At 73.1% G+C, this 26,263-nt stretch carries 30 protein-coding genes; 15 read left to right on the plus strand and 15 right to left on the minus strand.

Features of this window, described 5'->3' with window-relative positions; genetic code table 11:
* Positions 1 to 129: 129 nt before the first annotated feature.
* The 3 genes from ABZ215_RS12690 to ABZ215_RS12700 form a co-directional block, all read right to left on the minus strand.
* Complete coding sequence (locus ABZ215_RS12690; RefSeq protein ID WP_354949566.1) at positions 130 to 276, minus strand: hypothetical protein; 147 nt, start codon at positions 274 to 276, stop codon at positions 130 to 132.
* Positions 277 to 716: 440 nt separating this feature from the next.
* Positions 717 to 1,568, minus strand: a complete 852-nt coding sequence (locus ABZ215_RS12695; RefSeq protein ID WP_354949567.1) for a neutral zinc metallopeptidase — start codon at positions 1,566 to 1,568, stop codon at positions 717 to 719.
* Between the two features lie 70 nt (positions 1,569 to 1,638).
* A complete protein-coding gene (locus tag ABZ215_RS12700) occupies positions 1,639 to 4,281 on the minus strand; it encodes a BTAD domain-containing putative transcriptional regulator (protein ID WP_354949568.1) in 2,643 nt (880 codons plus the stop codon).
* 115 nt (positions 4,282 to 4,396) lie between these two features.
* Between ABZ215_RS12700 and ABZ215_RS12705 the strand changes: the two genes are divergently transcribed.
* Entirely contained in the window at positions 4,397 to 4,567 is a 171-nt protein-coding gene (locus ABZ215_RS12705) for a hypothetical protein (RefSeq protein WP_020417638.1), read from the plus strand.
* A gap of 86 nt (positions 4,568 to 4,653) precedes the next feature.
* Here the strand turns inward: ABZ215_RS12705 and ABZ215_RS12710 are convergent, their stop codons facing one another.
* The gene (locus tag ABZ215_RS12710; RefSeq protein ID WP_354949569.1) at positions 4,654 to 5,238 is read right to left on the minus strand and encodes a TetR family transcriptional regulator; all 585 of its coding nucleotides are present in this window, start codon (positions 5,236 to 5,238) and stop codon (positions 4,654 to 4,656) included.
* A 107-nt stretch (positions 5,239 to 5,345) separates the two neighbouring features.
* Between ABZ215_RS12710 and ABZ215_RS12715 the strand changes: the two genes are divergently transcribed.
* Positions 5,346 to 6,305, plus strand: a complete 960-nt coding sequence (locus tag ABZ215_RS12715) for an SDR family oxidoreductase (RefSeq protein WP_354949570.1) — start codon at positions 5,346 to 5,348, stop codon at positions 6,303 to 6,305.
* A 192-nt stretch (positions 6,306 to 6,497) separates the two neighbouring features.
* Here the strand turns inward: ABZ215_RS12715 and ABZ215_RS12720 are convergent, their stop codons facing one another.
* Together ABZ215_RS12720 and ABZ215_RS12725 are read right to left on the minus strand one after the other, a co-directional pair.
* Entirely contained in the window at positions 6,498 to 6,668 is a 171-nt protein-coding gene (locus tag ABZ215_RS12720) for a hypothetical protein (RefSeq protein WP_354949571.1), read from the minus strand.
* Complete coding sequence (locus ABZ215_RS12725; RefSeq protein WP_354949572.1) at positions 6,665 to 7,177, minus strand: alpha/beta fold hydrolase; 513 nt, start codon at positions 7,175 to 7,177, stop codon at positions 6,665 to 6,667. The genes ABZ215_RS12720 and ABZ215_RS12725 overlap by 4 nt, the downstream gene beginning before the upstream one ends.
* Positions 7,178 to 7,225: 48 nt before the next feature.
* On the opposite strand from ABZ215_RS12725, the gene ABZ215_RS12730 reads away from it, so the two are divergent.
* Positions 7,226 to 7,786, plus strand: a complete 561-nt coding sequence (locus tag ABZ215_RS12730) for a TetR/AcrR family transcriptional regulator (RefSeq protein WP_354949573.1) — start codon at positions 7,226 to 7,228, stop codon at positions 7,784 to 7,786.
* A 34-nt stretch (positions 7,787 to 7,820) separates the two neighbouring features.
* A complete protein-coding gene (locus tag ABZ215_RS12735) occupies positions 7,821 to 8,906 on the plus strand; it encodes a winged helix DNA-binding domain-containing protein (RefSeq protein ID WP_354949574.1) in 1,086 nt (361 codons plus the stop codon).
* 139 nt (positions 8,907 to 9,045) lie between these two features.
* Here ABZ215_RS12735 and ABZ215_RS12740 read toward each other — a convergent pair whose 3' ends face one another.
* Positions 9,046 to 10,632 (minus strand): LuxR C-terminal-related transcriptional regulator, encoded by a 1,587-nt coding sequence (locus tag ABZ215_RS12740; RefSeq protein ID WP_354949575.1) that lies wholly within the window; start codon positions 10,630 to 10,632, stop codon positions 9,046 to 9,048.
* A 143-nt stretch (positions 10,633 to 10,775) separates the two neighbouring features.
* Between ABZ215_RS12740 and ABZ215_RS12745 the strand changes: the two genes are divergently transcribed.
* Genes ABZ215_RS12745 through ABZ215_RS12755 form a run of 3 tightly spaced genes read left to right on the plus strand, consistent with a single transcriptional unit; the run spans position 10,776 to position 13,116 of the window.
* Positions 10,776 to 11,354 (plus strand): LuxR C-terminal-related transcriptional regulator, encoded by a 579-nt coding sequence (locus ABZ215_RS12745; protein ID WP_354949576.1) that lies wholly within the window; start codon positions 10,776 to 10,778, stop codon positions 11,352 to 11,354.
* A 56-nt stretch (positions 11,355 to 11,410) separates the two neighbouring features.
* Positions 11,411 to 12,379: a C40 family peptidase gene (locus ABZ215_RS12750; protein WP_354949577.1), complete on the plus strand. Its 969-nt coding sequence runs from the start codon at positions 11,411 to 11,413 to the stop codon at positions 12,377 to 12,379.
* Positions 12,380 to 12,405: 26 nt separating this feature from the next.
* On the plus strand, positions 12,406 to 13,116 hold the full coding sequence (locus ABZ215_RS12755; protein WP_237337759.1) for a response regulator transcription factor: 711 nt from the start codon (positions 12,406 to 12,408) through the stop codon (positions 13,114 to 13,116).
* Between the two features lie 5 nt (positions 13,117 to 13,121).
* On the opposite strand, the gene ABZ215_RS12760 is transcribed toward ABZ215_RS12755, so the two are convergent.
* From ABZ215_RS12760 to ABZ215_RS12770, 3 genes are all read right to left on the minus strand, one after another.
* The gene (locus ABZ215_RS12760) at positions 13,122 to 13,772 is read right to left on the minus strand and encodes an NAD(P)-binding domain-containing protein (protein WP_020417646.1); all 651 of its coding nucleotides are present in this window, start codon (positions 13,770 to 13,772) and stop codon (positions 13,122 to 13,124) included.
* 113 nt (positions 13,773 to 13,885) lie between these two features.
* A complete protein-coding gene (locus tag ABZ215_RS12765) occupies positions 13,886 to 14,458 on the minus strand; it encodes a sigma-70 family RNA polymerase sigma factor (RefSeq protein ID WP_020417647.1) in 573 nt (190 codons plus the stop codon).
* Positions 14,459 to 14,698: 240 nt separating this feature from the next.
* Positions 14,699 to 15,412, minus strand: coding sequence for a hypothetical protein (locus ABZ215_RS12770; RefSeq protein WP_354713552.1), 714 nt, complete (start codon positions 15,410 to 15,412; stop codon positions 14,699 to 14,701).
* A 297-nt stretch (positions 15,413 to 15,709) separates the two neighbouring features.
* Here ABZ215_RS12770 and ABZ215_RS12775 point away from each other — a divergent pair, with 297 nt between their 5' ends.
* Both ABZ215_RS12775 and ABZ215_RS12780 read left to right on the plus strand, forming a co-directional pair.
* Positions 15,710 to 15,886, plus strand: coding sequence for a hypothetical protein (locus ABZ215_RS12775; protein WP_020417649.1), 177 nt, complete (start codon positions 15,710 to 15,712; stop codon positions 15,884 to 15,886).
* A 459-nt stretch (positions 15,887 to 16,345) separates the two neighbouring features.
* The gene (locus ABZ215_RS12780) at positions 16,346 to 16,735 is read left to right on the plus strand and encodes a hypothetical protein (RefSeq protein ID WP_354949578.1); all 390 of its coding nucleotides are present in this window, start codon (positions 16,346 to 16,348) and stop codon (positions 16,733 to 16,735) included.
* Here ABZ215_RS12780 and ABZ215_RS12785 read toward each other — a convergent pair.
* Positions 16,732 to 17,559: a helix-turn-helix transcriptional regulator gene (locus ABZ215_RS12785; RefSeq protein WP_354949579.1), complete on the minus strand. Its 828-nt coding sequence runs from the start codon at positions 17,557 to 17,559 to the stop codon at positions 16,732 to 16,734. The two genes, ABZ215_RS12780 and ABZ215_RS12785, sit on opposite strands and share 4 nt — an antisense overlap.
* A gap of 86 nt (positions 17,560 to 17,645) precedes the next feature.
* On the opposite strand from ABZ215_RS12785, the gene ABZ215_RS12790 reads away from it, so the two are divergent.
* Positions 17,646 to 18,527: an SDR family NAD(P)-dependent oxidoreductase gene (locus ABZ215_RS12790; RefSeq protein ID WP_354949580.1), complete on the plus strand. Its 882-nt coding sequence runs from the start codon at positions 17,646 to 17,648 to the stop codon at positions 18,525 to 18,527.
* A gap of 48 nt (positions 18,528 to 18,575) precedes the next feature.
* Positions 18,576 to 19,067: a hypothetical protein gene (locus tag ABZ215_RS12795; RefSeq protein ID WP_354949581.1), complete on the plus strand. Its 492-nt coding sequence runs from the start codon at positions 18,576 to 18,578 to the stop codon at positions 19,065 to 19,067.
* Positions 19,068 to 19,163: 96 nt separating this feature from the next.
* Here ABZ215_RS12795 and ABZ215_RS12800 read toward each other — a convergent pair whose 3' ends face one another.
* On the minus strand, positions 19,164 to 19,835 hold the full coding sequence (locus ABZ215_RS12800) for a class I SAM-dependent methyltransferase (protein ID WP_354949582.1): 672 nt from the start codon (positions 19,833 to 19,835) through the stop codon (positions 19,164 to 19,166).
* A gap of 141 nt (positions 19,836 to 19,976) precedes the next feature.
* Between ABZ215_RS12800 and ABZ215_RS12805 the strand changes: the two genes are divergently transcribed.
* A complete protein-coding gene (locus ABZ215_RS12805) occupies positions 19,977 to 20,333 on the plus strand; it encodes a peptidase inhibitor family I36 protein (RefSeq protein ID WP_020417656.1) in 357 nt (118 codons plus the stop codon).
* Between the two features lie 104 nt (positions 20,334 to 20,437).
* Positions 20,438 to 21,982, plus strand: a complete 1,545-nt coding sequence (locus tag ABZ215_RS12810) for a substrate-binding domain-containing protein (protein WP_354713565.1) — start codon at positions 20,438 to 20,440, stop codon at positions 21,980 to 21,982.
* A 33-nt stretch (positions 21,983 to 22,015) separates the two neighbouring features.
* On the opposite strand, the gene ABZ215_RS12815 is transcribed toward ABZ215_RS12810, so the two are convergent.
* Complete coding sequence (locus ABZ215_RS12815) at positions 22,016 to 22,357, minus strand: DUF1801 domain-containing protein (protein ID WP_354949583.1); 342 nt, start codon at positions 22,355 to 22,357, stop codon at positions 22,016 to 22,018.
* A gap of 14 nt (positions 22,358 to 22,371) precedes the next feature.
* Entirely contained in the window at positions 22,372 to 22,926 is a 555-nt protein-coding gene (locus ABZ215_RS12820) for a DUF998 domain-containing protein (RefSeq protein WP_354949584.1), read from the minus strand.
* A 79-nt stretch (positions 22,927 to 23,005) separates the two neighbouring features.
* Here ABZ215_RS12820 and ABZ215_RS12825 point away from each other — a divergent pair, with 79 nt between their 5' ends.
* Both ABZ215_RS12825 and ABZ215_RS12830 read left to right on the plus strand, forming a co-directional pair.
* On the plus strand, positions 23,006 to 23,326 hold the full coding sequence (locus ABZ215_RS12825) for a YciI family protein (RefSeq protein ID WP_354949585.1): 321 nt from the start codon (positions 23,006 to 23,008) through the stop codon (positions 23,324 to 23,326).
* On the plus strand, positions 23,323 to 25,269 hold the full coding sequence (locus ABZ215_RS12830; protein WP_354949586.1) for a sigma-70 family RNA polymerase sigma factor: 1,947 nt from the start codon (positions 23,323 to 23,325) through the stop codon (positions 25,267 to 25,269). The genes ABZ215_RS12825 and ABZ215_RS12830 overlap by 4 nt, the downstream gene beginning before the upstream one ends.
* A gap of 30 nt (positions 25,270 to 25,299) precedes the next feature.
* Here the strand turns inward: ABZ215_RS12830 and ABZ215_RS12835 are convergent.
* The coding region (locus tag ABZ215_RS12835) for a lanthionine synthetase LanC family protein (protein ID WP_354949587.1) at positions 25,300 to 26,263 on the minus strand (964 nt) is incomplete at its 5' end.

A 26,263-nucleotide genomic window follows, 5' to 3' on the forward strand; every position in this document is an offset into this window, starting at 1 on the left:
ACCAAAGGAAAACAGCGTTCAATCTAGGCCCGGGTGCTGGCGTGGTGGTGTCACGAAGATCGTCAGGGCGCGCAGGTCAAGGCGCCGGGTACGGGAGCGCAACCAGGAGAGGTACTGCCAGTCGAGGCGTCAGTTGCCCGCGGGTGGGGTGCCGCCTGCCGGCGGGGCGCCGGCACCCATGCCGCCGGTGGCTTCCTGCTGCGTGGCGCTGTTCGCGTAGTCGTTGGTGGGGTCGCGGTAGATGGTGTGGACGTGGCCCCAGCCGGAGGTGTTCACGCCGTTGACGTCGGCGCCCGCCGAACCCTGCTGACTGGCGAACTCGATGTAGGCGTTCGGCCCGGGTTGAGGAGAAGCTGCTTCTGCTCGTCGGTGAGATCCGCGCCGGAGAGCCCGGTGCCGGTGGGGTAGTCGCAGGTGCTGCCGGGCGCGCAGACCATGGCCGCGACTTCCTCGCCCTGGTAGAGGGCGGCTTTCTGGCCGCGAAGGGCTGCACATCTCCGCCGTCGGCGTTGGTGTAGACGGCGGGTTGCCCGCCCAGGTGGGTGGGGGCGAACGTGCTGCGCCGGCCGTGCCGTCGAGGGTGGCGTTGATGCCGAGGTGGTGACCGCCGGAATTCGAGGACAGCCATGGCGGCGCTGCTCCGGCGGTGAGGTCGTGCAGGTTGAGACCGCCCGTTCGCACCTTCGGGGAACTTCCCAGCGCGCACTGGGAACTAGCTAGCCCACGTCGTCGGCCGGGGCGGTCCACGTGTCGCACTGGGCGGTGGCGTTGGTCCGGTGGCCGCGGTCCGCCCAGTCGGCTTGGCTCAATCGCGAGCCGTGCGTTTCGCTGCTGAGGGTGGTGTGGAAGGTGTCCATCATCTCTTCCGCGGCGGATTTCGTGATCGATCCGCCGCGCGCGGCGTCACCGAGGAACAGGCCGGCGAAGCACGTCGCCTGGAGTTCGACGCGGCGGGTCGTCTCCAGCGCGGCCGCCGAACCGTGGCCTGCGTCGTCCTGCGCCCGCTCGGCCGCCCGGAGCATGCCGCTGAGGTACTGGATGTGGTGCCCGTACTCGTGGGCGAGGATCGGGAGCACCATGGCCCGCTGGTACCGCGCGTCGACGCCGGGGACCAGCACGCGGCTGCGCGGCATGTAGATCGTGGTGTTCGCGGAGCAGTACATCGCGGCCGCCTCGTCCGCGGACGGCCGCCCGCAGAGATTGCGCGGGATGTCGTCCGCCCCGTTGATCGTGACGGGCCGGATCGGCACCCGGAGCGCGGCGAACACCGGCGCCCAGGCCGCTTCCATGCACCCGACCGCGGCCTCGTAGTAGGCCTGCAGCGGTTCGGGCGGGGTGTCGAACGGCGGGAGCTTGCAGGTGACGTCGGCGAGCTTGACGTCGTGGGCGAGCAGCGGGTGCCCGGCGAGCCGGGTCATCCGGGGCGGTGCGCCCACCTCCGGCTGCAGGAGCCGGCTGACCGATCGCGCCTTCGCCACCTCGCCCAGGGGGTTCGCGCCGATGTTGATCCAGTCGAGCCCGGCCAGCCCCGCGGCGAGGACCGCGATGGCCGTCACGAGTGTCCACACGCGTCTTCTGGCGCGCGAGGGGAACCATGCGGACACGAGCACACCCCCTCGGTAGAGCGCCGGACACGATTCACCGCCTTCGTCGCCGACGGCCGCGATCCGTTACGCCGGTATCGCCGAGATCACGTGCGAGACCGCGCTCTGCCCGCTCCCGCTCGCGCCGGTAGCCGACCCGCGTGGCGGTTTCCCGCGCCAGGCCGTAGCACTCGCGCGCGAGCGCTGTCTCGCCGAGCGCGTGGTGCGCGTCGCCCAGGCTGTTGGCCGCCATGGCGAGCAGGAGGGGGTGGTCGAGGTGCATCAGCAGGTCACGGGCGCGTCCGGCGTGCTCGCGGGCTTCGGCGGGCCGGTTCGCGGCGAGCAGGACGTCCGCGAGGTCCGTGCGCGCCCACGCTTCGCCGAACGGGTAGCCGAGCCGCACGGCCCTCGAGACGGCCTCGGACACGGTTCCGACGGCATCGCGCGTCCGTCCCAGCCGGGCGAGGACGTGGGCGTACTGCGCGTCGCTGAGCACCGAGCCGTGCCGGTCGTCGGCGCGTTCGCGCAGGTCACGGGCCTGGGAGATCGAGGTGAGCGCGTCGGCGAAGTCGCCGAGGATCTCCTGCGCGTGGCTGAGGTTGCCCAGCACCAGCGCGGTGAGGCGCTCGTCGGCCGGCACGTCGAGAGCCTGCCGGTAGTACGTGATCGCCGTCCGGTAGTCGCCCCGCATCCCGTGCAGCGTGCCGATCCGGGACAGCGCGCTCGCCTGGGCCGCCGGATCGTCGACGGCCAGCCGGAGACGTCTTCGCGTCGTGGTCATCGCCGCGTCGAGGTCACCGCTGTCCCACTGGGCGTTGGCGAGGTTGTCGAGACTGCGCAGCAACGCCTCGGTGTCCCCGAGACGTTCCGCGGCCGCGAACCCGGCGCGGGCCACGGCGACGAAGTCGTCCCGGTGCCCCCGGACACGCAGGAACTGGGCGGCGTGGTCGGCGATGCGCCACGCGTGGACCTCACACCGCTGCGCGAGCGCGAACTCGGCCACTGCGCGCAGGTTCGGGCGTTCCCGGACGTGCCACTCGGTGTCGCCGCCGTCGCGGTAGTAGCCGAGCAACCGGTCCCGCGCGGCCCTCGCTTCGCCGGGCCGGACGAGGTCGCGGGCGTACTCGGCCAGCAGGTCGTGGAACGTGTACCCGTCCGGGTGCGGGCGGCTCAGCAGGTGGGCGTCGCACAGGTCGTCCAGCAGGCGTTCGGTGTCCGGGAGCCCGGTCAGCGCCGCGGCGGCGTCCGGGGTGACGAGCGGGCCCGGGTGGATGCCGAGGACGCGGAACAGGTACCGCTGGGGTTCGCCGAGGTCGCGATAGGACAGTGCGAACGCCGCCGCGATGTCGCGGTCGGTGGTGCGCAGCTCGCGGAGCCTCGATCGCCGGCCGGCCAGGCGTTCGGCGGCCCGGCCGGGTTGGTGGCGCACGCGGGACGCGGCGATCCGGATCGCCAGGGGGAGCCCGCCGCACAGCCGGGCCACGCCGTGGTCGCGTCGTCCGGAGACCGCGGTGAACAGCGCGGCGGCGTCGGTTTCGGGCAGGACGTCGAGCGGCACCGGCACCGCGCCGTCGACCGCGGTGAGGCGGCGCCGGCTGGTGGCGAGGACCGCGACGGACGCCGACCCCGGGAGCAGCGGCAGGAGGTGGTGCGCCCCGGCGGCGTTGTCGAGCAGGACCAGCAGCGCCCGGCCGGAGGTGCGTGCCCGCCACAACGCCGCGCGGTCGTCGAGGCTGCCCGGGTGCTGCGGCGCCGGGACGCCGACCTGGAGCAGCAGGGACGACAACGCGGCCGCGGGATCCAGTGGGTCCCGGCCCGGCGAGTAGCCGTGGAGGTCGACGAACAACTGGCCGTCGGGGAAGCGGGAAGCGGCCCGGTGCGCGGCGTGCACCGCGAGAGTCGTTTTGCCCACGCCCGCCATCCCGTGGACGAGCACGACGTTCCCGCCGTGCAAGGCGCCGAGCACGAGGTCGAGCTCGCGCCTGCGGCCGGTGAAGTCGGGCGTCCGGTAGGGCAGGTAGCACGCGCTGCCGTCCCGCTGGATCCGCGCGTGCAGGGCGCGCAGGGCCGGTCCGGGTTCGACGCCGAGTTCGGCGGCCAGCCGGTCCCGGGTGCGCCGGTAGGTGAGCAGGGCGTCGGCGGTGCGTCCCTGCCGCCACAACGCCTGGATGAGCAACGCGGCGAGCCCTTCGCGCACCGGGTGCTGGGCGACCGCGGCGGTCAGTTCCGCGATGTCGCCCGCACGGGCCAGGTGCGCTTCCAGGATCGTCAGCCGTTTTTCCTCCAGCCGGGCGACTTCGCCGGCGAGGGCGTGGCTGGTGACGCCCGCCAGTGCCGGGCCGCGCCAGCACGCCAGCGCCTCCCGGTACTCCTCGGCCGCGGCGTGCCGTTCGAAGCGCGCCAGGTCGCTGTCCGGCGGGTTCAGGACGAACCCCGGGCCGGTGGCGGTGAGGACGTCGTCGGGGAACCCGGCCGCGACGAGCGCGCGGCGCAGCGCCGAGGTGACGTTGCGGACCTGGCGCACCGCGGTCGCCGGGGGATCGCCGTCCCAGACCACCTCGACCAGCCGCGACACCGGGACGACGTGGCCGGCGTCGAGGACCAGCGCGGCGAGGACGCGTTCCTGCCGCGGCCCCGACACCCGCACCGGGCGGTCTCCGGCCAGCACCTGGACCGGCCCCAGTACCCGAAAATCCATGGCGCGGTCCAGACAACCACTCGCCGGAGGCGGCCGGGGCGCCCGTGATGCAGATGTGATGCACGGTGGCGGGACGCTGCGCGGGACAGTTACCTCGACTCGTCAGGGGGAAGGCATGCGCATCAAGGGCATCGTCACGGCGGTTCTGGCGGCGGCGGCTTTCGTCGCGGTCGCCGGGCACGACTGGAACGACTCCGTGGTGGCGGGGCACGACTGGAACAACTCCGTCGTCGCCGGGCACCCGTGGAGTAACTCGGTGGTCGCCGGGCACCCGTGGAGTGATTGACCTGGTCGCCGGGCTGGTGCTGCGCAGAGGGAGGCACCAGCCCGGCGCCCTACCCGGCGTCGAGGGCGGGTCGCGCTTGATCGGGGTCAGCTCTCGGCCTGAGCCAGCCCCGACGGGACGGTGAGGGCGCGCAGATCGTCGAACGCCCGCTCCAGGTGCGTGGTCAGACTCTGCGCGGGGTCGTCCATCCAGGCTTGGACCGCGTGTTGGTAGGCGGCCCAGCCCGTGCGGGCGGCCAGGTCGGACAACCCGTCGCCGAGACCCCGCTGCCGCAACGCCTCCGCCACCGCGTCCGTCAGCCACGCGTGCTTGGCCAGCTCTCGTTCGCGCAGGGCCGGCGTCACCGCGATGATCTTCCACCGGGGCTCGGAGAACGAGCGGTTGTTCTCCAGGTTCCGCGCGGATTCCCGGAAGGCGTGCAGCAGCACCTCGAACGGCTCCAGCCCCTCGGGCGCCTCGGCCACCGCTCGCATCAGCGCGGTTCGCAGGTCCGCTTCGCCGTCGAAGAGCACCTCGCGCTTGTCCGGGAAGTGCCGGAAGAAGGTGCGCTCGTTGACCCCGGCCCTGGCGGCGATCTCCGCCGCGGTCGTCTGGTCGAACCCCCGTTCCCGGTACAGCTCCAAGGCCGCCTGTCGCAGGCGGCGACGGGCTTCTGCTCCGCTCCGTGGCACCTCGCGAGGCTACCGCATAACGTCAGTGACTGGCGTCACGTTGCGTCAGTGACTGGCGCTACGCGTACCGTAGTGTCAGTCACTGGCACTATCTGCGGGGTGTTTCCATGCATGTCTTCGTCACCGGCGGTACCGGGCAGACCGGCCCCGCCGTCGTCGCCGAGCTCGTCGCGGCCGGCCACACCGTCACCGGCCTGGCGCGCTCGGATGCCGCGGCGGCCCGGTTGGAGTCTCTGGGTGCCGCACCGCACCGGGGCAGTCTGGACGACCTGGACAGCCTGCGCAGCGGCGCCGAAGCCGCCGACGGCGTCCTGCACATGGCCTTCGGCGGCGACTACGCCGATCCGGACGGCCTGATCCGCCGCGACTGCGCCGCGATCGAAGCGCTCGGTGAGGCGCTGGCCGGGTCCGGCAAACCGTTCGTCAGCACCTCGGGCACGTTGGTGACCAAGGCCGGCCGGGTCAGCACCGAGCAGGACGCGCCGGATCCCGATTCGGTCGCCGCGTTCCGCATCCCGGGTGAGCGGGCCTGCCTGAGCTTCGCTGATCGCGGGGTCAGAGCCGGCGTCGTGCGACTCGCGCCGACCGTGCACGGCCCAGGTGACTACGGGTTCATCCCGGCGCTCATCGCGGCCGCCCGCAGGGCCGGCGTCTCCGCCTACATCGGGGACGGCGCGAACCGCTGGCCGGCCATCCACCGCGCCGACGCCGCCCGCCTGTTCCGGTTGGCACTGGAGAAAGCTCCTGCCGGCAGCGTGCTCCACGGCGCGGGCGAAAACGCCGTCACGATCAAGAGCGTCGCGGAGCAGATCGCGCAGGTTCTCGGGATCCCCACCGCCTCGATGACACTCGAGCAGGCCGCCGAGCATCTCGGGAACCCGTTCCTGGCCACGTTCTTCTCCCTTGACGTGCCGGTCTCCAGCCGGCACACGCAGGCGATACTGGGCTGGGCGCCGACGCACGCGACCCTGCTGGAGGACCTCGAGACCGGCGACTACTTCGATCCCGAGGCCAGTGAGCGCGCGGAGGGGGTCTGGTTGCACCACCACAACCGGAGCCAGGACTGACGCACGCGACACGACGGGAGGATCCGCTGAAACGGCTCAGCCGCGAGCACCTTCGCGACATCGTGCTCGTCGTCGCCACCTGCTGGCTCGTGCCCTTCGGGACAGCGCTCCCCTTCGTGTTCCACGATCCGATCTTCGCGGTGGTCTTCGCGACCATCGGGTGCGCGGTGCTGCTCGGCCTCGGCGCGGCGGTCAGGTCGTGGCACGGATCCGGTCGACGACGAACTCCGGGTCGAGCAGGTCCAGGTCGTGCCCGCCGGGGACGACCTCGACCGTGATCCCGGGTGCGAGAGCGCGCAGCCGGTCCCGCTGGGCGTGTGCGTCGTGCAGTGGGCTGGGGCGCTCGATGACCGTCCCGATCACCTCGCCGCGCGCCGGCCGGACCGCGTCACCGGAGTCACCGCGTTCGACGTCGACCACGAGGCCCCTCGTGTGGTGCGCGAATTGGGCGAGGACAATGGCCCCGCCGAGCACGAGGGTTTGAGCGCGAGCCATCCGCCGCGGGACACGCCGGCGAGGTGCACGCGGTCGTGGCCGAGCCGGTCGAGCACCTCGGCCAGCGAGTCGGCGTTCGCCTGCGCGTCCGGCATCGGCCTGGTCTGCACGCTGCGCCCCGGTTCGCCGAGCGAATCGGGCGCGTAGACGCGGCGGTGGGGCGCCAAGCCGGCGACGCAGGGCCGCCAGGACAGCGACGTGACCATGATGCCGTGGAGGAGCACGACCGGCGGGCCGTCGCCGCACACGTGGACGTGGGTCGTGCCGAAGCTGGTCTCGACCGCCAGCTCGGTCACCGGGACCGGCCAGTCGGACAGCTCCTCGTACACCTCGAGGTAGCGGGATCGGCTTCGTTCGTTGGGAAAACCACTGGTCATCGTCGACCCCCAGGTTTTTATGGTGCACTTGCACTATAATATTCGGGGGTGCCGAAACGGGTCGATCACGAACAGCGCCGCCGGGAGATCACCGAGGCGGTGTGGGACATCGCGGTCGCCGAGGGGCTGCCCGCGGTGACACTGCGCCGGGTGGCCGCACAGGCCGGCGTCTCGATGAACCTGGTGCAGTACTACTTCCGGACGAAGGACGAAATGGTCCGGTACGGGCTGCAGCGGGTCATCGAAGTCGCCGTGGCCCGGATGCGGGAGGCGCTCACGTCCGCGGGCCGGGACCCGGTGGCCGTGGTGCGGGCATGCCTGACGGGGATGCTGCCCCTCGACGACACGAGCCGCCGCACCACCGCGATCTACCACGCGTACCTGTCCTACAGCGCGACGAACCCGGAGATCGCCGCCCTCACCCGGGACATCCCGCGGGATCTGGCGGCGCGCCTGGAGGCGGTGCTGCCCGGCGCACGGCGGGAGCTGGACAGCCTGATCGCGATGACGGCCGGCCTCGCGACGTGGATCCTGGTCGGCAGCTGCACCGCCGAGGAGGCGGTGGCACTGGTGGATTTCCGGCTGGCCGCGCTGACGGAAGCGACCTGAAAAAGGACACAACCTGACCGCTTCCCCTGCGACCATGGGCACTGTGACCACTCTGGACAGCAGGGCCCTCAACCGGGCGGCGTTGGCTCGCCAGTTGCTCCTCGAGCGGGCCGATCTGCCGGTCGTGGACGTGGTCTCCCACCTGTGCGGGTTGCAGGCCCAGGAGCCCCAGGAACCGTTCGTCGGGCTGTGGTCGCGGCTTCGGGGGTTCCAGCCGGCCGCCCTCGACGAGCTGCTGACCGGCAGGCGGGTCGTCCGCACGCACCTCATGCGCCGCACCATTCACCTCGTCACGGCGGACGACGTCCTGGCCTGGCGGAGCCGCCACGAGGCGATGCTGCGCCAGCGGGTGTTCGGCGTCTACCGCCGCGAGCTGGATGGCGTGGACCCCGGCGAGGTGGCCGCGGCGGCGCGGGCGGAGCTGGCCCGTGACGAGCCGCGCACCATGGCCGACATCGGGCGGGCGCTCGCCGGGCGCTGGCCGTCCGCGGGGCCACGCCCGCTGGGCGAACTCGCGATCGCCGCACTCGTGCCGACGGTGCAGGTGCCGCCGCGCGGGCTGTGGCGCGCCAAGGCGGGCGTCCAGAACGTCCGGTTGTCCTCCTGGCTGGGACGCGACGTCGAGCCGCTCCCCGAGGACGGCGCGGATCCCGTCGGGCAGGCGCTCGCGCGCCGCTACCTGGCCGCCTTCGGCCCGGCCACCGTGGCCGACCTGCGCGCCTGGAGCGGCCTCGCCGGGCTGCCCGCCGCGGTGGCCGCCATCCGCGACGAACTGGTCGCCTTCCGCGACGAACACGGCCGCGAACTCCTCGACCTGCCCGACGCGCCACGCCCCGACCCCGGCACACCCGCCCCCGTCCGGTTCCTGCCCGCGTTCGACAACGCGATCCTCGGCTACCAGGACCGCAGCCGCATCATCGATGACGCCCACCGCAACCTCTCGGTGGCCGGTGAGCGCGTCGTGCTGGTCGACGGCCGCGTCGCCGCCACCTGGACCGTCGAGGCGGACACCGTGACCGTCACCCCGCTGCGCCGCTTCACCCGCGCCGAGCGGACCGCCGTCGACGAGGAGGCCCGGCACCTCACCGCGTTCCTCACCGGCGACGGCCGAACTCCCTGACCCGCCGCGTCATGTCCGCGGCCCCTGCCCGGTCTGAGTGGTGCGGGGGGCCGCGAAGCTCGCCGGCGGACGCCGTCCGGCTCTGGGGTCGAAGGGGGTGGGACGGGCGGTGTTCCCGGCGAGTGTGCGCCACCCCGGCTCAGAGCAGGCCCAGCTCGTACGTGCGCATGATCGCCTCGTCCCGGTTCGAGGCGCCCAGCTTCCGGTAGACGCTCTGCAACTGGGAGCGGACCGTCGCCACGGAGACGACCAGGCTGCGGGCGATCTCCTGCGGCGAGTGGCCCTGCGCCAGCTCGGTCAGGACCCGGTGCTCGCGGTTGGTCAGCGCCACCAGGTCGATCCGCTCCGGGAAAACCGGGCGCGCGTGGTCCAGGCGCGCGGCCGCGGTCTTCGTCAGCTCGATCTCGCCGAGGAGTTCCGCGCGTTCGGCCGCGGGCAGCGTCACCAGCGACGCCACCTCGTCCGGCTCGCGGACCGAGGACAGCATCCGGACGGCGCCGCGGGCGGCTTCCCGGTCACCCATCCGGAGCGCGGCCACGGCGTGCACGAGCAGCAGCTGCGCCTTGTCGCGGCGCGGCGTGCCCGCGTCCCACACGCTGCGCGCGGCGATCGCCCTGGCCTGCCGGTGGTCGCCCGCCAGCAGGTGCAGCCGGGCCGACGGGACCGCCAGCCATGCCGGCACCGCGGCCGTTTCGCGCCGGAGCATCCGCAGCGCGCGGTTTCCCTGTCCGGCGGCGATCAGCAGGTCGGCCCTGGCGCGGTCCAGCACCTGCTGCGCGATGCCCGGCCCGGCGGTGGCCTGCCTGCTGATCCGGATCCGCTCGAGCTGGTCGAGCCCGTCCGCCGGATCACCGAAGTGCAGCGCGGCCGCGCCGACCAGGGCCGCGACGAACGGCCACACCTCGATCGGTTTGGTGCCGTCGCCGGTCACCGCGAGCGCGGCCGCCACGCCGTCCCGGTCGTGCCGGTCGAGCGCGAGCCAGCCCTCGGCGATCGTCGCCCCGACGGTGCCGAGGAAGGCGACCGACGGCATCGGTGGCGGGTACGACCGCATCGTCTTGATCCAGCGGGCGGCCGCCTCCTGCTGGCCCTGGTGCGCGAACACCATGGCCAGGTTCGCCGCGGCGTTGATCCCGGCGAAGTGCGTGAGCGGCTCGGCCCGCGCCTGCTCGTGCGCCAGCTGGTAGAGGGTGGTGGCGCCGTCCAGGTCACCGGCCAGCGACCGGGTCAGACCTCGTTGCAGCGCAAGCCATCCGGGCCGCAAGGTCGACCGTTCCCGCGGCAGCGGGCGGAGTTCGTCCACCCGCCGCGCGAGCTGCTCGCCGAGCTCGTCCGCCTCGTCCAGGCTGCCCTGCCCCCGCAACTGGACGAGCTTCGCGGTGCCCAGCGCGATCAGCGTGGCGGGCGGGACGTCCGCGGTCAGGTCGAACTCGTTGGCCATCCGCGCACCCACTTCCATGTAGCGCCGGAGGAACGCGCGCAGTTCCGCGTCCGCGGGGCCGGCCAGCGCGTGGGCGTTGGTGAGCCACGCGATCACCAGCCGCGGCCTGCCGTGCAGGACTTCGGGCGGGATCGACCCGAGCGCGGCGACGAGCGTCGCGGCCAGGTCCGCGGGCAACGCCAGCCAGTGCCGGTCGCAAAAGTCCTCCAGCTCGTCCCAGTCCTGCGCGCCGACGATCCGGCGCAGTTCTGCGGGGAACTCGTCGAGCGAGCTGCCGTCGTGCACTTCTCGGATAGTAACCACCGCGGAAGAGCGTTCGTCTGGAAGCGCTTACTGCTACTGACAGTGTCCTTGCGGTTCACCCGCTCGGTGCGCACAAGATCAACTAGTCTCGGGTCACCGGTTTGAAGACACACAGGAGTTGGTGGATGCCCGCGGCCGCCCTCGTCGCGATGTACGTCGGGGAGGACCCGGCTCGCGCGCGGGCGCTGCGGTCGGCCCAGCCGGGAGGCCCGGCGCCGCGGTGGGAGATCGCGAACACGAGTGTCGCGGGTCTCCGCGCGCTGCGACAGTCCGATCCGGACATCGTGATCGTCGACGGCGAAGTGGACGACGTGCCCGCGCTGTGCCGCGAGATCCGCGCGGCGGCGCCGTCCGCGGTCGTGCTGCTGCTGGCCGAGGACGCACCACCGCCGCCCGGCGTGGACGGCGTCATCAGCTGGGCGTTGCTCCGCAACGGTTTGCCGGGCAACGTGCTCGGCGCGCTCGCCGAGGTCGCCGCGGTGGCCCGGACGCCCGGCAACCGGGTGACCGGCCTGACGGCGCAGGAGATCGCGGTCCTGGAGTGCGCCGCGCGCGGGATGACGGCGGAGGAGACCGCGGCCGAACTCGGTCTCACCCCTGCCGCCGCCCGATCCGCCGTGCGCACGGCGAAGACGAAGTTGCGGGCGTCGTCGCGGGCGCACGCGGTGGCGCTCGCGATCCGGGCCGGTCTTTTCCCGCCCTGATCCGCCGCTGCGCGTCAGGATCCGCCGCGCCGGCCGGTCTGTTCGGTGTGGTCAGGATGACGCTGCTGGTCGTGGTGTGGCTGACGGCCGTGCTCGGGGCCGCGCCGGCACTGGCCGCACCGCGACTCGACGTGGACAGTGCGTACCAGGAACTCCGGCGCGCCCAGGACGAACTCGCCGCCGTGCAGAGCGAAGTGAGCGGCAAGGAAGCCGAACTCGCCGCGGCTGAGCTGAACCTGTCGGCCGCGCGGGCAGGCAACGGGTCCACCGGCGAGGCGTTGCGCGTGGCACGGTCCGCTGCCGTGGCGGCCCGCTCGCGCGTGGCCGGTTTCTACTCCGGGGTCTCCGCGGAGTTCCGCCGTGGCCGGGAGTTCGCGGTGCTGGACAACCGCGCGCCGCTGGACTACCGGGCCGCCCTGCCCCTGCTCGATTTCGTCGCCGCCGATCAGTTCGCCGAGGTACGGGCGGCCGACGAATCCGTGCGCCAGGCCGAGTCCGCGGTCACCACGTCCGCGGATGCCCTGGCACAGGCCGAAGCCGCCCGCACCGCGGCGGCCGATGCGCTCGCGGCCGCCGGAGCACGGCGCGACGCCGCCCTTCGCGGCGTTCAGGACGCCCAGAACCGGGTGGACGAACAGCGCCGGGTGGACGCGCTGCCGCCGGTCGCGGAGGGCGATGGCGGGAACGTGGTGCGGTTCGCGTTGGCACAGCTCGGCAAACCGTACGTGTGGGGCGCCGAGGGGCCCGGCAGCTACGACTGTTCGGGCCTCGTGCTGGCCGCGTTCCGGTCCGCCGGCCTGGCCGTGCCGCGCACGAGCGCAGCGCAGGCGGAGGTGGGTGTCCCCGTGCCGCGGGACCAGGTGCGCCCCGGCGATCTCGTCTTCTACTACCAGCCCGTCAGCCACGTCGCCGTCGCGATCGACGGGTCGCGTGCGGTGCACGCGTCCCGCCCCGGTGAGCCGGTCCGGATCGCGGACATCGACGCGATCGGCCCGGTCACCGGGATCCGGCGGCTGCTGCGCTGACAACCGCAACCAGAGGAGGAACAACCTTGTCCACGACTTCCGCCGTCCACGGCAGAGCCGGCATCCGGGTCGCGGTGGCGGACTCGCTTCCGCTCTTCCGCGAGGGGCTCTTCGCGCTGGTCCGGCGCAGCACCACGATGCGCTGGGCCGGGCACGCGGGCACCGCGCCGGACCTGCTCCGCCTGGTCGAGCACGCGCACCCCGACGTCGTCCTGCTCGGGGCGGGCGTGAACCGCCAGCCACAGCTCATCCCGCTGCTGACCGGGGTGCGGAACACGGTCGCGGTGGTGGTGCTGCTGGAACCCGGCCAGTTGAACCGCGCCCACCTCGGCGAGTTGCTGCGCGCGGGGGCGCGCGGGGTGGTCGCGCGCGCGGCCGACCCGTTGCGCATCACCGAGGCGATCTCCGCAGCGACCCGGCAGATCCACGTCGACGGGCAGCTGCGGGGATTGCTGTTGCCGCGGGAGATCGCGGGGGAGGAGCCACCTCCGGTCGCGCCGCGACCCGCCCTGAGCGGGCGCGAGTACCAGGTGCTGCAGCTCATCGCCGAAGGGCTCAGCACCACGCAGATCGCGGCGAGCCTGCTGCTGTCGGTGGAGACGATCCGGACCCACGTCCGCGGGGTGCTGCGCAAGCTCGCCGCGCGGGACCGCACCCACGCCGTCGCCCTGGCGTTCCGGGCGGGGTTGCTCGTCGTGCCCGGGCAGCCCGACGCCGAGCGGCGGCAGGCGTCCTAGCGCCGTCAGGCGTGCAGGACCCCGAGGTTGAAGTTGGTGTGCCCGAGGGACCTGCTCAGCCGCTGCCGCAGCGGGAACAGCATCTCCATCGACCGGGCGCCGGTGATGTCGCCGAGGTCGACGATCGCGTCCGCGGGCCAGCCGAACTCACGCAGCAGGCCGGTCACCATCGTCTTGGCCTGCCTGCTGTCGCCGGCGAGGAACGCGACGTGCCCGCCGGGCACGCGCTTGGGGTTCACCATCACCGACGGGCTCACCGTGTTCAGCGCCTTGACCACCCTGGTCTGCGGGAACAACGCCTGGATCTCCTCGCCGAGGCTGCGCTCGCCGGTCCGCATCGGGGGCGGGTCCGCCGCCGGGTCGCTGACCGGGTTCGCCACGTCGATCAGCACCTTGCCGGCGAGTTCGGCCTCGCCTGCCGCGCGCAGAGCGTCCACAGTGGCCGTTCCGGCGGTGGCGTTGACCACGATCGACGCTGATCGCGCCGCCTCCGCGTAGGTGCCGGCCCGTGCCAGTTCGCCCGCCGCGCGGACCCATCTGGTGATGTGCGGCTGCCCGGGGTCGCGGCTCCCGATCACGACGCGGTGCCGGAGCTCGACCAGCCGCGCGGCCAGGGTGCGACCGACGATCCCGCTGCCCAGCACCGAAATCCGCACCGGGTTGGTCCTCCGTGGCCGTCGACGGGAATACGCTTTCTCTTCCGGTATACCTGCGCCGGTGAGTCCGGACAATGCGGACGGTTGATGAAACGCGTGATGAAATCCGGCGGTCACGAATCGCGGGACGCGAGGAGTTCGTATTGCCGCCGCAGCGCCGTCCGCGCCCGCCACAGCAGCGAGCACGCGGCGGCGGGCGCGATGCCGAGCTCGACGGCCACGTCCTGGGGGCGGTGCCCGAGCACCTCGACCATCCAGAGGACGCGGCGCCAGCGGGCGGGCAGGGCCGCGAACGCGTCCGCCAGGTTCCGGTCGCCCTCCAGTTGCTCGTCCAGGGGCGGCGTCCTCGGCTCGACGACGACCGGGGACAGGCCCGCCGCGACGGCGCGCCCGTTCCGCGCGCCGAGGTCGATGGCCAGGCGGCGGACCGTGGTCCGCAGGTAGGCGGGGAAGTTGGTGGCCGGGCCGCCGCCGCCCTCCAGCGCCAGCATCGTCCGCACCAGCGCGTCGGCGGTCAGGTCCTGCGCGTCCGCCGGACAGCGGGCGACCGAGCACGCGTATCTCAGGACCGCGGCCTGGTGTCTGTGCACCAGGACCGCGAACGCCTCGCGATCACCCCCACGAGCTTCGCCGAGCAGATCGTCGTCCGACATGCCGGCCAGCTCCCGCGTCGCGGTGTCACCCATCAGCCCCTCCTCCAATGCACTTCCAGGTGAAGAATGCAACTACAGGTTTGGCGAACCGATTGGGTGAATTCGGACTACTGAGAGCGGATAATTTCGCGTTCTGTCCGCTCAACGGGTGATTGGCGGGTTTTACGGATAACGGCTGTGCTGGGCGAGCCGATACGGCACGACCGCGGGCGGGCGCTTATCACGAAACGGTAACGCTACTCCATTTTTGCGCGCGGGACCTCGGCGAGTTGCTCAGATGAGCGGTTCGTCCACCAGGGACGGGAAGAGGTCGAGCAGCCATTCGGCCCGCCGCGCGGGATCGGCGCCCCGTGGCCACCCGGCGATCGACACCGTGAGCGTCGGCGTTCCCGGCAGGCCGCGGAGGAGTTCGCCCAGCTGCTCGGCCCGCTCCGGGCTCGTCACCAGCACCGCGATGTCGCACGGGCCGACGGATCCGGCGGATTCACGGGGGCCGAGGTGCGGCCGGAGGTGGTCGGCGATCGTGGTCCGCACCGACATCGCGGACCAGGGCGCCTTCGCCGGTTCCCACCGCGCCACCACGACGTGCGGGTCCACGTCGCCGTAGCCGGGCGAGGTCAGGTCGTGCACGAAGGCGGAGCGGGTCCGCAACCCGGTCACGGGATCGGTGCCGTGCGCGAGGAGTGCGTCGCGGGCGACGATCTCCCGCACCGCGCGGGCGGCGGCCGCCACCAGGTCCGCGGGGGCGGGCCCCAGCGTGGCCCCGGGCAGGCACGAAGCGAGTGCGTCGACGTCGCGCTCGAAGTCACTGTCCGTGGCGGCCGAGCCGAGGCGCTGGTCGGCCAGTTCGCGCAGCGCGGGGAGCAGGCCGCTGCCGGTCAGGCAGGCCTCGACGACGGCGGGCGCCGCGTCGGTCTCCCAGTCGAGGTCCGCGGGCCAGCCGAGTTCGTGTGAGCGCGCCCGCCAGCGGGTCAGGAGGGTCGTCACCGCCGCGGACACCGCGTCTCCCGCCGGTTGTGTGGTCCGTTCACGTTCCTCGTCGCCGTGACGGTGCGCCGGCGGGCTCTCCACTACCGAACCACCCCTCGCGCGATCCACCCCGCATCGAGGGTGATGCTACTCACGGTGTGCGTGGGCTGTCGAGGTGAGCCGGGACCGCGGTCAACGCTGGTTCCACAGGGAGCAGGCCCAGCGCGTGCGGCGCTGCACGCGGGCACCGCGATCGTCGGTGACACGATCAGTTGATCAACGTTTTGGGAAGGCCCTGCGGACGATCATCATCGGGTGGGTGGGAACGACGCGTTGCGCGCCTTCTTCGCGCGGTGCCGTGAGTACGGCATCGACGTGCAGGAAGCCCGGCGTGCGCTGGCCCGCGCCCGGACGGACGTGCGCGCCGGGCGGGTCCTCGAGGTCGACCCCTACAAGCTGGCGTGGCGGCGGCTGCGGCGCCGCCACACCTGACCGCGCCGGGCTGTGACCCCGATCGCATCCGAACGTGTCGGTTCGTTTGGCGACATGCCGAGCGAGGGTGCGCCGTCTCCACACCGGAGCGACGAACACGAGGGGGCACGGATGATCTGGCGCGGCAGGGTACGGGTGGCGAACGGATCCGCTGTGCTCCGGTGCTACCGCCGCACGGTGTGCGCGTGCGGGCGCAAGCAGCGCAGGCTCCAGGTGTTCGGCACGCCCCTGCGCGACGAGGCCGGCGCCGTCCGTTCGCCGCGCAGTCTCCGGCGTGCCCTGCGTGCCGCGGCGAAGGCGTGGCAACCGGATCGGACGTGCGACGCGTGCGCCCGCCGGTCACGAGCCGCTGTTCCGGACCGGAGCAACGTGACCGTGCGCTGACCCGCCCGGCGCGGCGGAACCGGGCGCGGTGGCGGCACGTCCATGCGAGGACAGCCCGCCCGCGGAAGGACTTCCATGGCCCAGCCCTATCCCGCCCCGCCGTCGCGTCGCCAGTGGCCGCTCGTCGTGACCGCCCTCGTGGTGGGGCTAGTGGTCGGCGCGGGAGTCGTCGGGCTGGTCTGGATCGGCTCCGCGCCGGGCGCTGCCGCGTCGGACGCCGAGGCGGCCTGCGCGGCAGTGGAACGCACCACGTCGCTCGATCCCGGCACCCAGTACGCCGGTTTCCAGCGGTGGGGCGCGGCGTCGCAGCTCGCGGCGGCGGCAGCCGAGCAGGATCCGCGCTACCAGGCCCTCGCCGACGCGTTGAAGGCGCCGCTCGAGATCGTCACGCGGACTTTCGAGGCGTCCGGACCGGAGTTCGACGCGGCGATGAACCGAGCCAGGGCCGCCTGCGACGACCTCTAGGACGTGGTCAGCGGACGCCCGCCGGTGACCCGCAGCAGGTCCAGCTTGCCGGCGTCCGCGCTGCCCGCCGCCGTCGTGTAGGTGACCACCCGCAGGTCCGCGCCCGGCACCAGCAGCACGTCGCAGTCGAACAGGATGTCGCCGACCTCGGGGTGCGTGACCGTCTTGCGTTCGGACTCGTGCACGGCCGCCGTGGTCTGCGTGTCCCAGTACCGGGCGAAGGCGCCCGAGGTCCGGCGCAGCTCCCGCACCAGGCGGTCGAGCTGGGCGTCGGCCGGGTAGCGGGACACGGCGTCCTTCAGGTCGGCCACGAGCGACATCGCGAACGCCTCCGCGCCGCGCTCCGGCCGCACCGGCGGGTTGGCGCCGGTGAAGACCGCTCGCACGAGGTTCCGGTCGGTGCCCGGTTCACCGAACAGGGCGGACCAGGTCGCGTTCCACCAGACCAGCGTCCAGTCCGCGGCGAACACGCCGATCGGCACGTCGCCGAGGCGCGCGACGAGACGCTGGACGCCCGCGGGCACGTGCACGTTCACCGTCCCGTCCTGCGGGGGCAGGAGGCCGGCCGCGCGGTAGAGCTGGTCGCGTTCGGACCGGGACAGCTGCAGCGCCCGCGCCAGCGCGCCGACCACCTGCGCCGACGGGTTCTTCGCGCGGCCCTGCTCCAGGCGCAGCACGTAGTCCACCGACAGCCCGGCCAGCTGGGCGAGCTCCTCGCGGCGCAGGCCGGGAGCGCGGCGGCCGGTCGTGACGGGCAGGCCGGCGTCGGCCGGGGACAGGCGGTCGCGCCAGGCGCGCAGCAGGCTGCCGAAACCGGTGTGCACGGGTCCATTCTGTCCGTTCCCCGCCGGATCAGCGTGGGTACTGCTGGTCCCTGGCTGATCTCCGCGGCGGGCGGGACGGTGGTCACATGAGCCACACGATCCTCATGACCGGCGCCAGCCGCGGCATCGGGCGCGTCGCCCTGGAAGAGATCCGTCGGCGGGACCCCGATGCGCACGTGGTCGTCGTCGCGCGAACGGACCTCGGCGACGGCACGGTGACCGCGGACCTGAGTTCGCTGCGCAGTGTCCGGGACGCCGCCAGCGCGATCCGCGACCGGCTGGACCGCGGTGACCTGCCGCCGCTGCGCGCGTTCGTGGGGAACGCGGGCGTCCAGCACACGAACGCGCTCACGACGGGACCGGACGGGTACGAGTCGACCTTCACGGTCAACGTGCTCGCCAACCACGTGTTCGTCCGCGTGCTGCAGGACCGTTTCACCACCCCAGGGCGGGTCGTGATCACCACCAGCGACACCCACTTCGGCGACTTCCGCCACAACCTGGGGCTTGTGCCCGGTCCGGTCTGGCAGTCCCCGGACGTGCTCGCGCGGCCCGGCGCCTTCCCGGACCCGTCGAGCGCGGCCGCGGGGCGCACCGCGTACTCGACGAGCAAACTGGCCACCATCCACCTGGTGCACGAGTACGCGCGGCGCCTGCCGCCAGGGGTCGCTGCCGTGGCGTACAACCCGGCGTTCGTGCCCGGCACCGGACTCACCCGCGACGCCAATCCGGTCGTCCGGTTCGCGGTGCGCCGGATCCTGCCCGCGATGACCTGGACGCCGTGGGCGACCAGCCCCGCCACCGCGGGCCGATTCCTCGCCGACGTCGTCCTCGGTGCGATCGACGCGCCGAGCGGGTCCTATGTGGACCGAGGCGCGGTCGTCCCGTCGTCCCCGGAGTCCTACGACCCGCGGCGCGAGCGAGAGCTCTGGGATGCGGCCGAGCGGTTCGCCGCGGTCCGGGTGTAACCTATTTGACTGCTCGGAAAGCCTTGCGGCGCAAGCTAAACTGCGCGCATGGGAGTGAAGGCGAAGATCGGGACCGCCGGGGCGGCGCTGGTGGTGGCGGCGGGTGTGGCGTGGACGCTGGGCCCCGGGTTGAACGGGTTGAGCGACGACGCGCCGGCGATCGCGCTCGGGATCGGCGCCCGGCCGCCCGCGGTCGCGCCGCCGGCCAAGACTCCTGTCGTCCCGCCCGCTCCGGAGGTCACCCGGCCCGCGCCGGTCCAGGTCGGCGGGGTCCTGCCGGTGAACCGGCCGGGCAGGGCGACCCCGCCGGTTCCGGTGCCGTCGGTGCCGGCGCCCGGGCTCCCGGTGCCGGGCGCGCCGACGCCCGAGGTGCCACCGGGTGCGCCGTCCGCGCCCGCGGAACCCACCTCACCGGCGACCCCCACCCCGCCGTCCTCGTCGCCCGCGCCGGACCCGATGCAGCCCCAGCCGGCGAGCGGCTGTGTGTCGGACACGCGGCTGGGTTCGCTGATCTGCGGGATCGCGGGCGCGCTCAGCTGATCGCCCTCCCGCCGGCGGCCGTTGATCGGTAGGTTGGCGAAAACACCTGGGCGACTTCCTCGCCGCCTGCTGCCGACGAATCAACGACTCGGGGCACTAGTCGCGACCACCAGGCGGTAGCCGACGTCCAGTGAATCCCGGTCCAGGAGGTCGTGGTGGCCGCGCTGCCACTTGCCGGAGCTGAGGTCTTCGGCCAGTTTCCGCACTGCGGGTCGCACCACGTCCGACGGCAGCGCCGCCACGCCGGACATGCCCGCCCGCACGTCGTCGTCCAGGTAGCTGTGGGCGTCGCCAGTAGGCGGCCAGGAAGCCGTCGCTGCAGTCCCACGGGACGGGCACCGGCTTGACCACCACCCGCCGGTCCGGGCCGCTCAGCCCGCGCACCACCGCGTCCAGGTTCGCCAGGCCGCGCTCCCGCTCGGCGATCTCCGGCAGGTACTCGCCGACGAGCCAGTACCGCGCCATCACCTCGACGTCCCACGTGAACACCACCTGCCGCCGGGACACGCGGCGCAGCTCGGCGAGCCCGGTCGCCGGGTCGCGCCAGTGGTGCACCGTCAGCACGGCGAGCGCGGCGTCGAACCGGTGGTCGGCGCACGGCAGGTGCTCGGCGACCGCGCACACGGCCGGGGCCGAACCGGGCGGCCGCTGGCACAGCATCGTCGCCGACGGTTCGACCGCCAGCACGTCCCGGCCGTCCGGCTCGTACGATCCGGCGCCAGCGCCGACGTTCAGCACTGTCGCGGCCGCACCGAGCGCGGCGTGCACCTAGCGGGCGATCCGCGGATCCGGCCGCCGCACCGACGAGTAGCCGCGTCCGAACGAGCCGTAGGGGTCTGCCATTCCCGGCACCCTAGCTCGATGCGGTGATGAGCGCGTTGATCCGGGTGATGCGGGTATCGCGGAGCCATGCGTGCATCGGTGTTCCTCGCCGTACTGGCGATCGCGTTCGTGCCGGCCACCGCTGCGGCACAAGAGGTTTCCACGTTCGACGGCCGCGACTGCCCGCAGGGCAGCCTGTGCCTGTACCGGGACCACGGCTTCACCGGCGGCGGTCTGGCCCTGCGACCGGGGGACCGGGTCGGGGACCTCGCCACCTACGACCTCGCCGACCGGATCTCGTCCTGGACCAACGACACCGGCGTCACCTGCACCTGGTACGAGAGCCCGGACTTCTACGGCAGGGCGCACGAAATGCTCCACGGCTACCGCGTCGACCTGCCCGGGCCGGAGGACGACACCCCCTCGTCGGTCGAATGCGGCTGACGCCCGGGTGAACAACTGCCGAACAGCTCGGGGAGAAGTGATCTTCCGGCTCGCGCTCGCACAAGATGGATGTCTCGTCCTGTGTCCCCAGCGCGGAGGCCCGGTTGTCCAACTTTCCCTGGGAAATCGTCCTGGCGGTGCTGGCGCTCGTGGTGCCGGTGTTCGCGTTTCTGTGGGAGTTCGTGTTCGTCGGGCGCAAACGGCTCGGCTACCGCGTGCAGGTCGACACCACCGCGCGGCAGGAGGTCGCGGCTGAGAACGCGGGCGCGCTGCAACGCCTGGACGACAAGGACGGCAAGGCGCTGACCGACCCGTCGTTCGTGCTGGTGCGCATCGAGAACACCGGCACGACGAACATCGACAGCCAGGACTACGCCGTCCTCAGCAACGTCCAGGCGGGCGTGAAGATCAACTTCCCGGACCGCCGCGTCGCCGGCATGGTCGTGACCGAGCTGAGCGACGACTTCCTGCGTGAGAACTTCGGCGAGAACTCCGGTCTCGGCGTGGACAACATCGTCGACAGCGACGGTCGCAACGTCGGCGTCATCCAGCTGCCGAAGGTGCCGCTGAACCAGGGCCAGCACTACAAGGTCCTCGCGGTGCTCGACCGCGCCGGGCCGAAGGTGAAGAAGTGCCCGGATCCGGTGGTGATCGCCGGCATCAAGGGCGGCGTGCGCAACGGCGCGATCCGGGAGACCAAGAGTCGCACCGGAATCCCGCGCTGGCTGACCGTGCTGGTGTACCTGCTGGTGTCGGTCGCGCTGGCCGAACCGTTCGTGATCGGGCTGGCCACGCAGGACCCGCCGCCGCTGGACTGCGCTTCCGGATCGCTCACCGTCACCGGCTCCACCGCGTTCGCCCCCGTCGTGCGGGAAGCCACCGGCTCCTACAGCCGCACCTGCCCGGGCGCGAAATTCACCATCGAGATGAGCGGCAGCACCGACGGCCTGGAACGGCTCAACGCGGCCAAGAGCGGTGACGTGCTGGCGTTTTCCGACGGGGTGAAGGGCGACCGGTCACCGCAGTTGCTGCCGCGGCCGATCGCGTTCCTGCTGTTCACGATCGTCATCCACCCGGACGCCGGGGTGCAGGACCTGACCGCGGCGCAGGTGCGTGACGTGTTCGCCGGGCGCGTCCGGAACTGGAAGGAGCTGGGCGGCGCGGACCAGGAGGTGCGGATCGTGGACCGGGAAGCGCTTTCCGGCACACGCACGACGTTCGAGCAGCAGGTGCTCGACGCGATCGAGCCGGGGGAGAACTCCAACGACTGCGTCGAGCCGCGACGCCCGGGCACGGCCGCCGACGTGATCCGCTGCCGCCGCAACGACACCGAGTCGCTGCTCGACGCCGTGGCCGCCACCCCGGGCGCGATCGGTTACAGCGAACTGGGCGCCGCGGAGAAGCGGGCGGACGTGCGCACCGTCTGGATCGACGGCCAGAAGGCGAGCGTGCAGGGCGCCGACCACGGCGTGTACCCGTTCTGGCAGACCGAGTACGCCTACACCTACGGCGAACCGAAGGCCGACTCGCTCGCGGCGAGCTTCCTGCGGTACCTGACGAACCAGGTGGGCGCCGACATCGTCCGCTCGCACGGCGACCGGCCCTGCGCCGAGCTGGCGAACCCGGTGCTGTGCCGGCCGGAGACGTGACGGAGCGCCGGGCGGGATCGCCCGGCGCTCCGCTCAGAGTTCGGCAGCCTGCTTGAGCCAGCTGGCGAACAGTTCTTCGTCGATCTCGCCGGGCTCCCGCAGCTTCACGCTCGCCATCCCGCGCGCTCCCGGCTGCAGGCGGCCGGACGGGTCCGCGATCTCCTGGCCGCGCCAGAAGCCGAACGTGACGTGCTTGGGGTAGGCCTTGACCAGGCACACCGCCTGCTTGCCGGGCGCGGGGCCGAGGCTCCACACCGGGTGTCCGTGCCACACGGAGCCGGTTCCGGGCAGGGCGGTCTCGATCAGGCCGACCAGGCGTTCGGCGATTTCGCGCTGGGCGGCGGGCAGCTTCTCGAGGTATTCGGTGACAGTCATGGCAGGACTGCCTTTCAGCGGAGACGGGCGGCGACGACGGAGATCCACAGCATGGCGGCGATGGCGCCGACGGCGAGCGTGAGCGAACCGGCCGGACCGCCGGCCATCGCCCAGCCGTCGCCGACGAGCAGGGCCGTGCCGGCGAGGTGCGACAAAACCGCGTCGCGACCGGAGAACCGGCGTCCCAGCACGTGGCAGGCGGCGATCAGCGACGCGAAGGTCACGGTGCCGGCGATCATGTGCCCGACGCCGTGCCAGGACAACCCGACGGCGTCCATCGGGAAGACCCCGGCGGCGACCAGGCCCACGCCGGCCGTCAGCACGAGCCGGGGCGCCCACTTGCCGGGCAATTCCTTCGCGCCGGCGACGGTGAGGACGCCGGCCACCACGAAGTTGGCGATCTGCAGCCAGCCCAGCGAGCCGGTGCTCAACAAGCTGAGCGGTTGCCGGGTGAGGTCGAAGCCGTCGCGGGTGGCCGCCTGGGCGAGGGAGACGGTGGCCCACAGCGGGCCGGCGACGGCCAGCGCGGTCAGACGGGACGCGGCGGGCCGGAGGGCGGTGGTGGTCATCTCGGGGGTTCCTTTCTTGGAGGGTCATCCACACGTCGTCCGGGTGATGTGACAGGGAATGCGCCGCTAAGCTGGGCTGATGCGATTCCTGATGATGCAGATGGCCACCGATCAAGCGCCCGACGAGAAGCTGTTCGCCGAGATGGGCAAGTTCATCGAGGAGATGACGGCCTCCGGCGTGCTGCTGGCGACCGGCGGGCTCGACCCGGCCGGCACGCGCGTGACCTCGGCGGGCGACGAGATCACCGTGACCGACGGCCCGTTCACCGAGGCCAAGGAGTCGGTGGGCGGCTTCGCGCTGGTCGAGGTGAGCTCCAAGGAGGAGGCCGTCGAGCTGGCCCGCCGCTTCCGCCGGATCGTGGGGGACGGTGAGAGCCGCATCCACCAGGTCTTCGGGTGACCGACGTCCGCGGCACGGTCGACGCGGTCTGGAAGCGGGAGTCGGCGAACCTGATCGGCGGGCTGACGCGGCTGGTGCGGGACGTCGGTCTCGCTGAGGAGCTGGCCCAGGACGCGCTGGTCGCGGCGCTGGAGCAGTGGCCGTCGTCGGGCGTGCCGGAAAACCCGGCCGCCTGGCTGATGACCACCGCGAAGCGTCGCGCGATCGACCACCAGCGGCGGACCGAGCGGCTGGAGCGCAGGCACGAGCAGCTCGCGCGCGAGCTGGCGCAGCCGCGGGACGTTCAGCACGACGACGTCCTGCGGTTGATGTTCCTGTCCTGCCACCCGGTGCTGCCGACCGAGCAGCGGGTGGCGCTCACGCTGCGGGTGGTCGGCGGTCTGTCGGCGGCGGAGATCGCGCGCGCGTTCCTGACCACCGAGCAGCAGGTCGCGCAGCGCATCGCGGCGGCGAAGCAAACGCTTGCGGGCGTGCCGATCGAGCTGCCCGAAGGCGCCGCGTTGGCCGAGCGGCTGTCGTCGGTGCTCGGGGTCGTGTACCTGATCTTCAACGAGGGCTACTCCGCCACCGCCGGGGACGACCTGATGCGGCCCGGCCTGTGCCAGGAGGCGCTGCGGCTGGGCCGTCTGCTGGCCGAGCTCGCGCCGGACGAGGCCGAGGTGCACGGGCTGGTCGCGTTGATGGAGATCCAGGCGTCCCGGTCGGCCGCGCGCACCGGGCCGCGCGGGGAACCGGTGCAGCTGCACGAGCAGGACCGGGACCGCTGGGACCCGTTGCTGATCCGGCGCGGGTTCACCGCGATGCTGCGGGCGCGCGATCTCGGCGGCCCGCCGGGGCCGTACGTGCTGCAGGCGGCGATCGCGGTGTGCCACGCGCAGGCCCGCACCGCGGCGGACACCGACTGGCGGCAGATCGCGGTGCTCTACGACGCGCTGGTCCGGTTGCTGCCCACGCCAGTCGTGCGGCTGAACCGTGCGGTCGCGGTGGGTCGCGCCCACGGCCCGGCGGCCGGGCTCGCGCTGGCCGACGAGCTGCTCGCCGATCGCACGCTGCGGGACTATCACCTGCTGCCCAGCGTGCGTGGCGATCTGCTGGCGGAGCTGGGCCGGAGCGCCGAGGCGCGGGTGGAGTTCGCGCGGGCCGCGGCGCTGGCGAAGAACACGGCCGAGCGCGACTTCCTGTTGCGGCGCGCGGACGAGCTGGGGCCCGCGGAGCCGGTCGCGACGCTGGGGCGGGCGGCGGCGGACTTCCTGGCGCGGGACGACCTGGACGCCTCGACGCTGCGGTCGTACGGCCAGACCCTGCGCCGGTTGTGCCTGGCGCTGGGCGACCGGCGGCCGCTGGAGTCGCTGACCGGGGACGACATCACCGGCGTCTTCGAGGTCGCGTGGGGCGACGCGGCGGCGAAGACGTGGAACCGGCACCGGTCGGCGGTCCGGTCGTTCGGGGCGTGGGCCGGGCGGCCGGAGCTGGCTGACGGCTTGGAGCGGCGCGCGGAGAGCCGGTCACGCGTACCGGGTCTGACTGACGACCTGCTGCGTCGCTTGTGGACGGTGGAAGCGCCCGTGCGGGAGCGGACGTTGTGGCGGTTGCTGCACGAGTCGGCCGCCGGGGTGCGGCCGGTGCTGTCGCTGAACGTGGAGGACCTGGACCTGGCGGACCGGCGGGCGCGCGTGGGTTCGCGGTGGGTGACGTGGCGTTCGGGCACGGCGCGTCTGCTGCCTGAACTGCTCGGCGGGCGCACGCGCGGGCCGGTGTTCCTGGCGGACCGCCGCCCCGGCCCGGCCCGCATGCGGCGCGCCGCGGACCTCTGCCCGGACACGGGCCGCGGGCGGCTGTCCTACGAGCGCGCGGAGTACCTGTTCAAGCAGGCGACGCGCCCCCTGGACCCCTCGGGACGCGGCTTCACGCTGCGACAGTTGTGGTCGCGGCGGGGTGCGTAGCGGTGGTCCGTGGGGCCGCGGCAATTGAAATCACGCCAGGGCCAGCAGGCGCAACCAGTCCCGATTCGCGCCCTCGACCGTGAGCAGTGCGCCCAGCACTCCGGTGGCTCCCGTGAGCAGGCTCAGGTCCGTCATCACGAGCACCTCGGGCAGCCGTGCGTGCAGGAACCGGAGCAGGCGGTCCCGCAAGGGGCCGCCGACGGGGGAGTTTCTCGCGAACGCGTCGGCGATCAGCAGGACCCCCGCGGCGCCGTGGCAGAGGCTCAGCGGGTGGTCGCTCAGGTGGACCTCCTCGTCGTACGCCGCGCACAGTGTGTCCATCGCCCGCAGGCCGGCATCCGCGAACGCGCCGCCCGCCGTCCACAGTGCCCACGCGATCCCGGGCGTGCCGTAGCACCACGCCTGCCGCCGCACCACCGCACGCCGCGGGCCGTCCGGGCGGGAGCGCCACGACACCACGCCCAGCTCGTCTGTCTCCTGGTGATCGACCAGCCACGACGCCAGATCCGGCGACCCGCCCGGCCCCAGCACGGCCAGCGGGCCCGCCACCCCGTGCGCCAACCCAGTCACGACCCCGCCCCGCGCCCACGCCGGGGCGGCCCCGCCGATGCGGAACCCGCCGGGCACATCCAGCGCGGCCAGGTGCTCCCGTGCTGCCGCGGCCTCGGGCAGCACCGCCAGCAGCCCGGCCGGTCCGGAAACCAGGTCGTAGTCGGCGAAACCGACCTCGCGCGACCGCCAGCCGCCGCCCGGCGCCAGCCGTGCCGCGGTCCGGTCGGCGAGTGGCCCCAACGCGGGATCGACCCGCGCGGCCAGGCGCAGCCCGGCCAGGACCCCGGTGAACCCGCCGTGCAAACCAGAGCCCGAGCAGCGCGGGATCGCCCGCAACCAGGCCCGCAGCGCCGCCCGGCTCGCCGGGTGGTCGCCGAGCAGCGTGGCGCCCACTTCAGCGAGGGCCCCGACGAGGTGCGGAAGGCGTTCGCCGGGGCGGGGT

This window comes from Amycolatopsis sp. NPDC006131 (assembly GCF_040614175.1).
Classification (GTDB): Bacteria; Actinomycetota; Actinomycetes; order Mycobacteriales; family Pseudonocardiaceae; genus Amycolatopsis_E; species Amycolatopsis_E tucumanensis.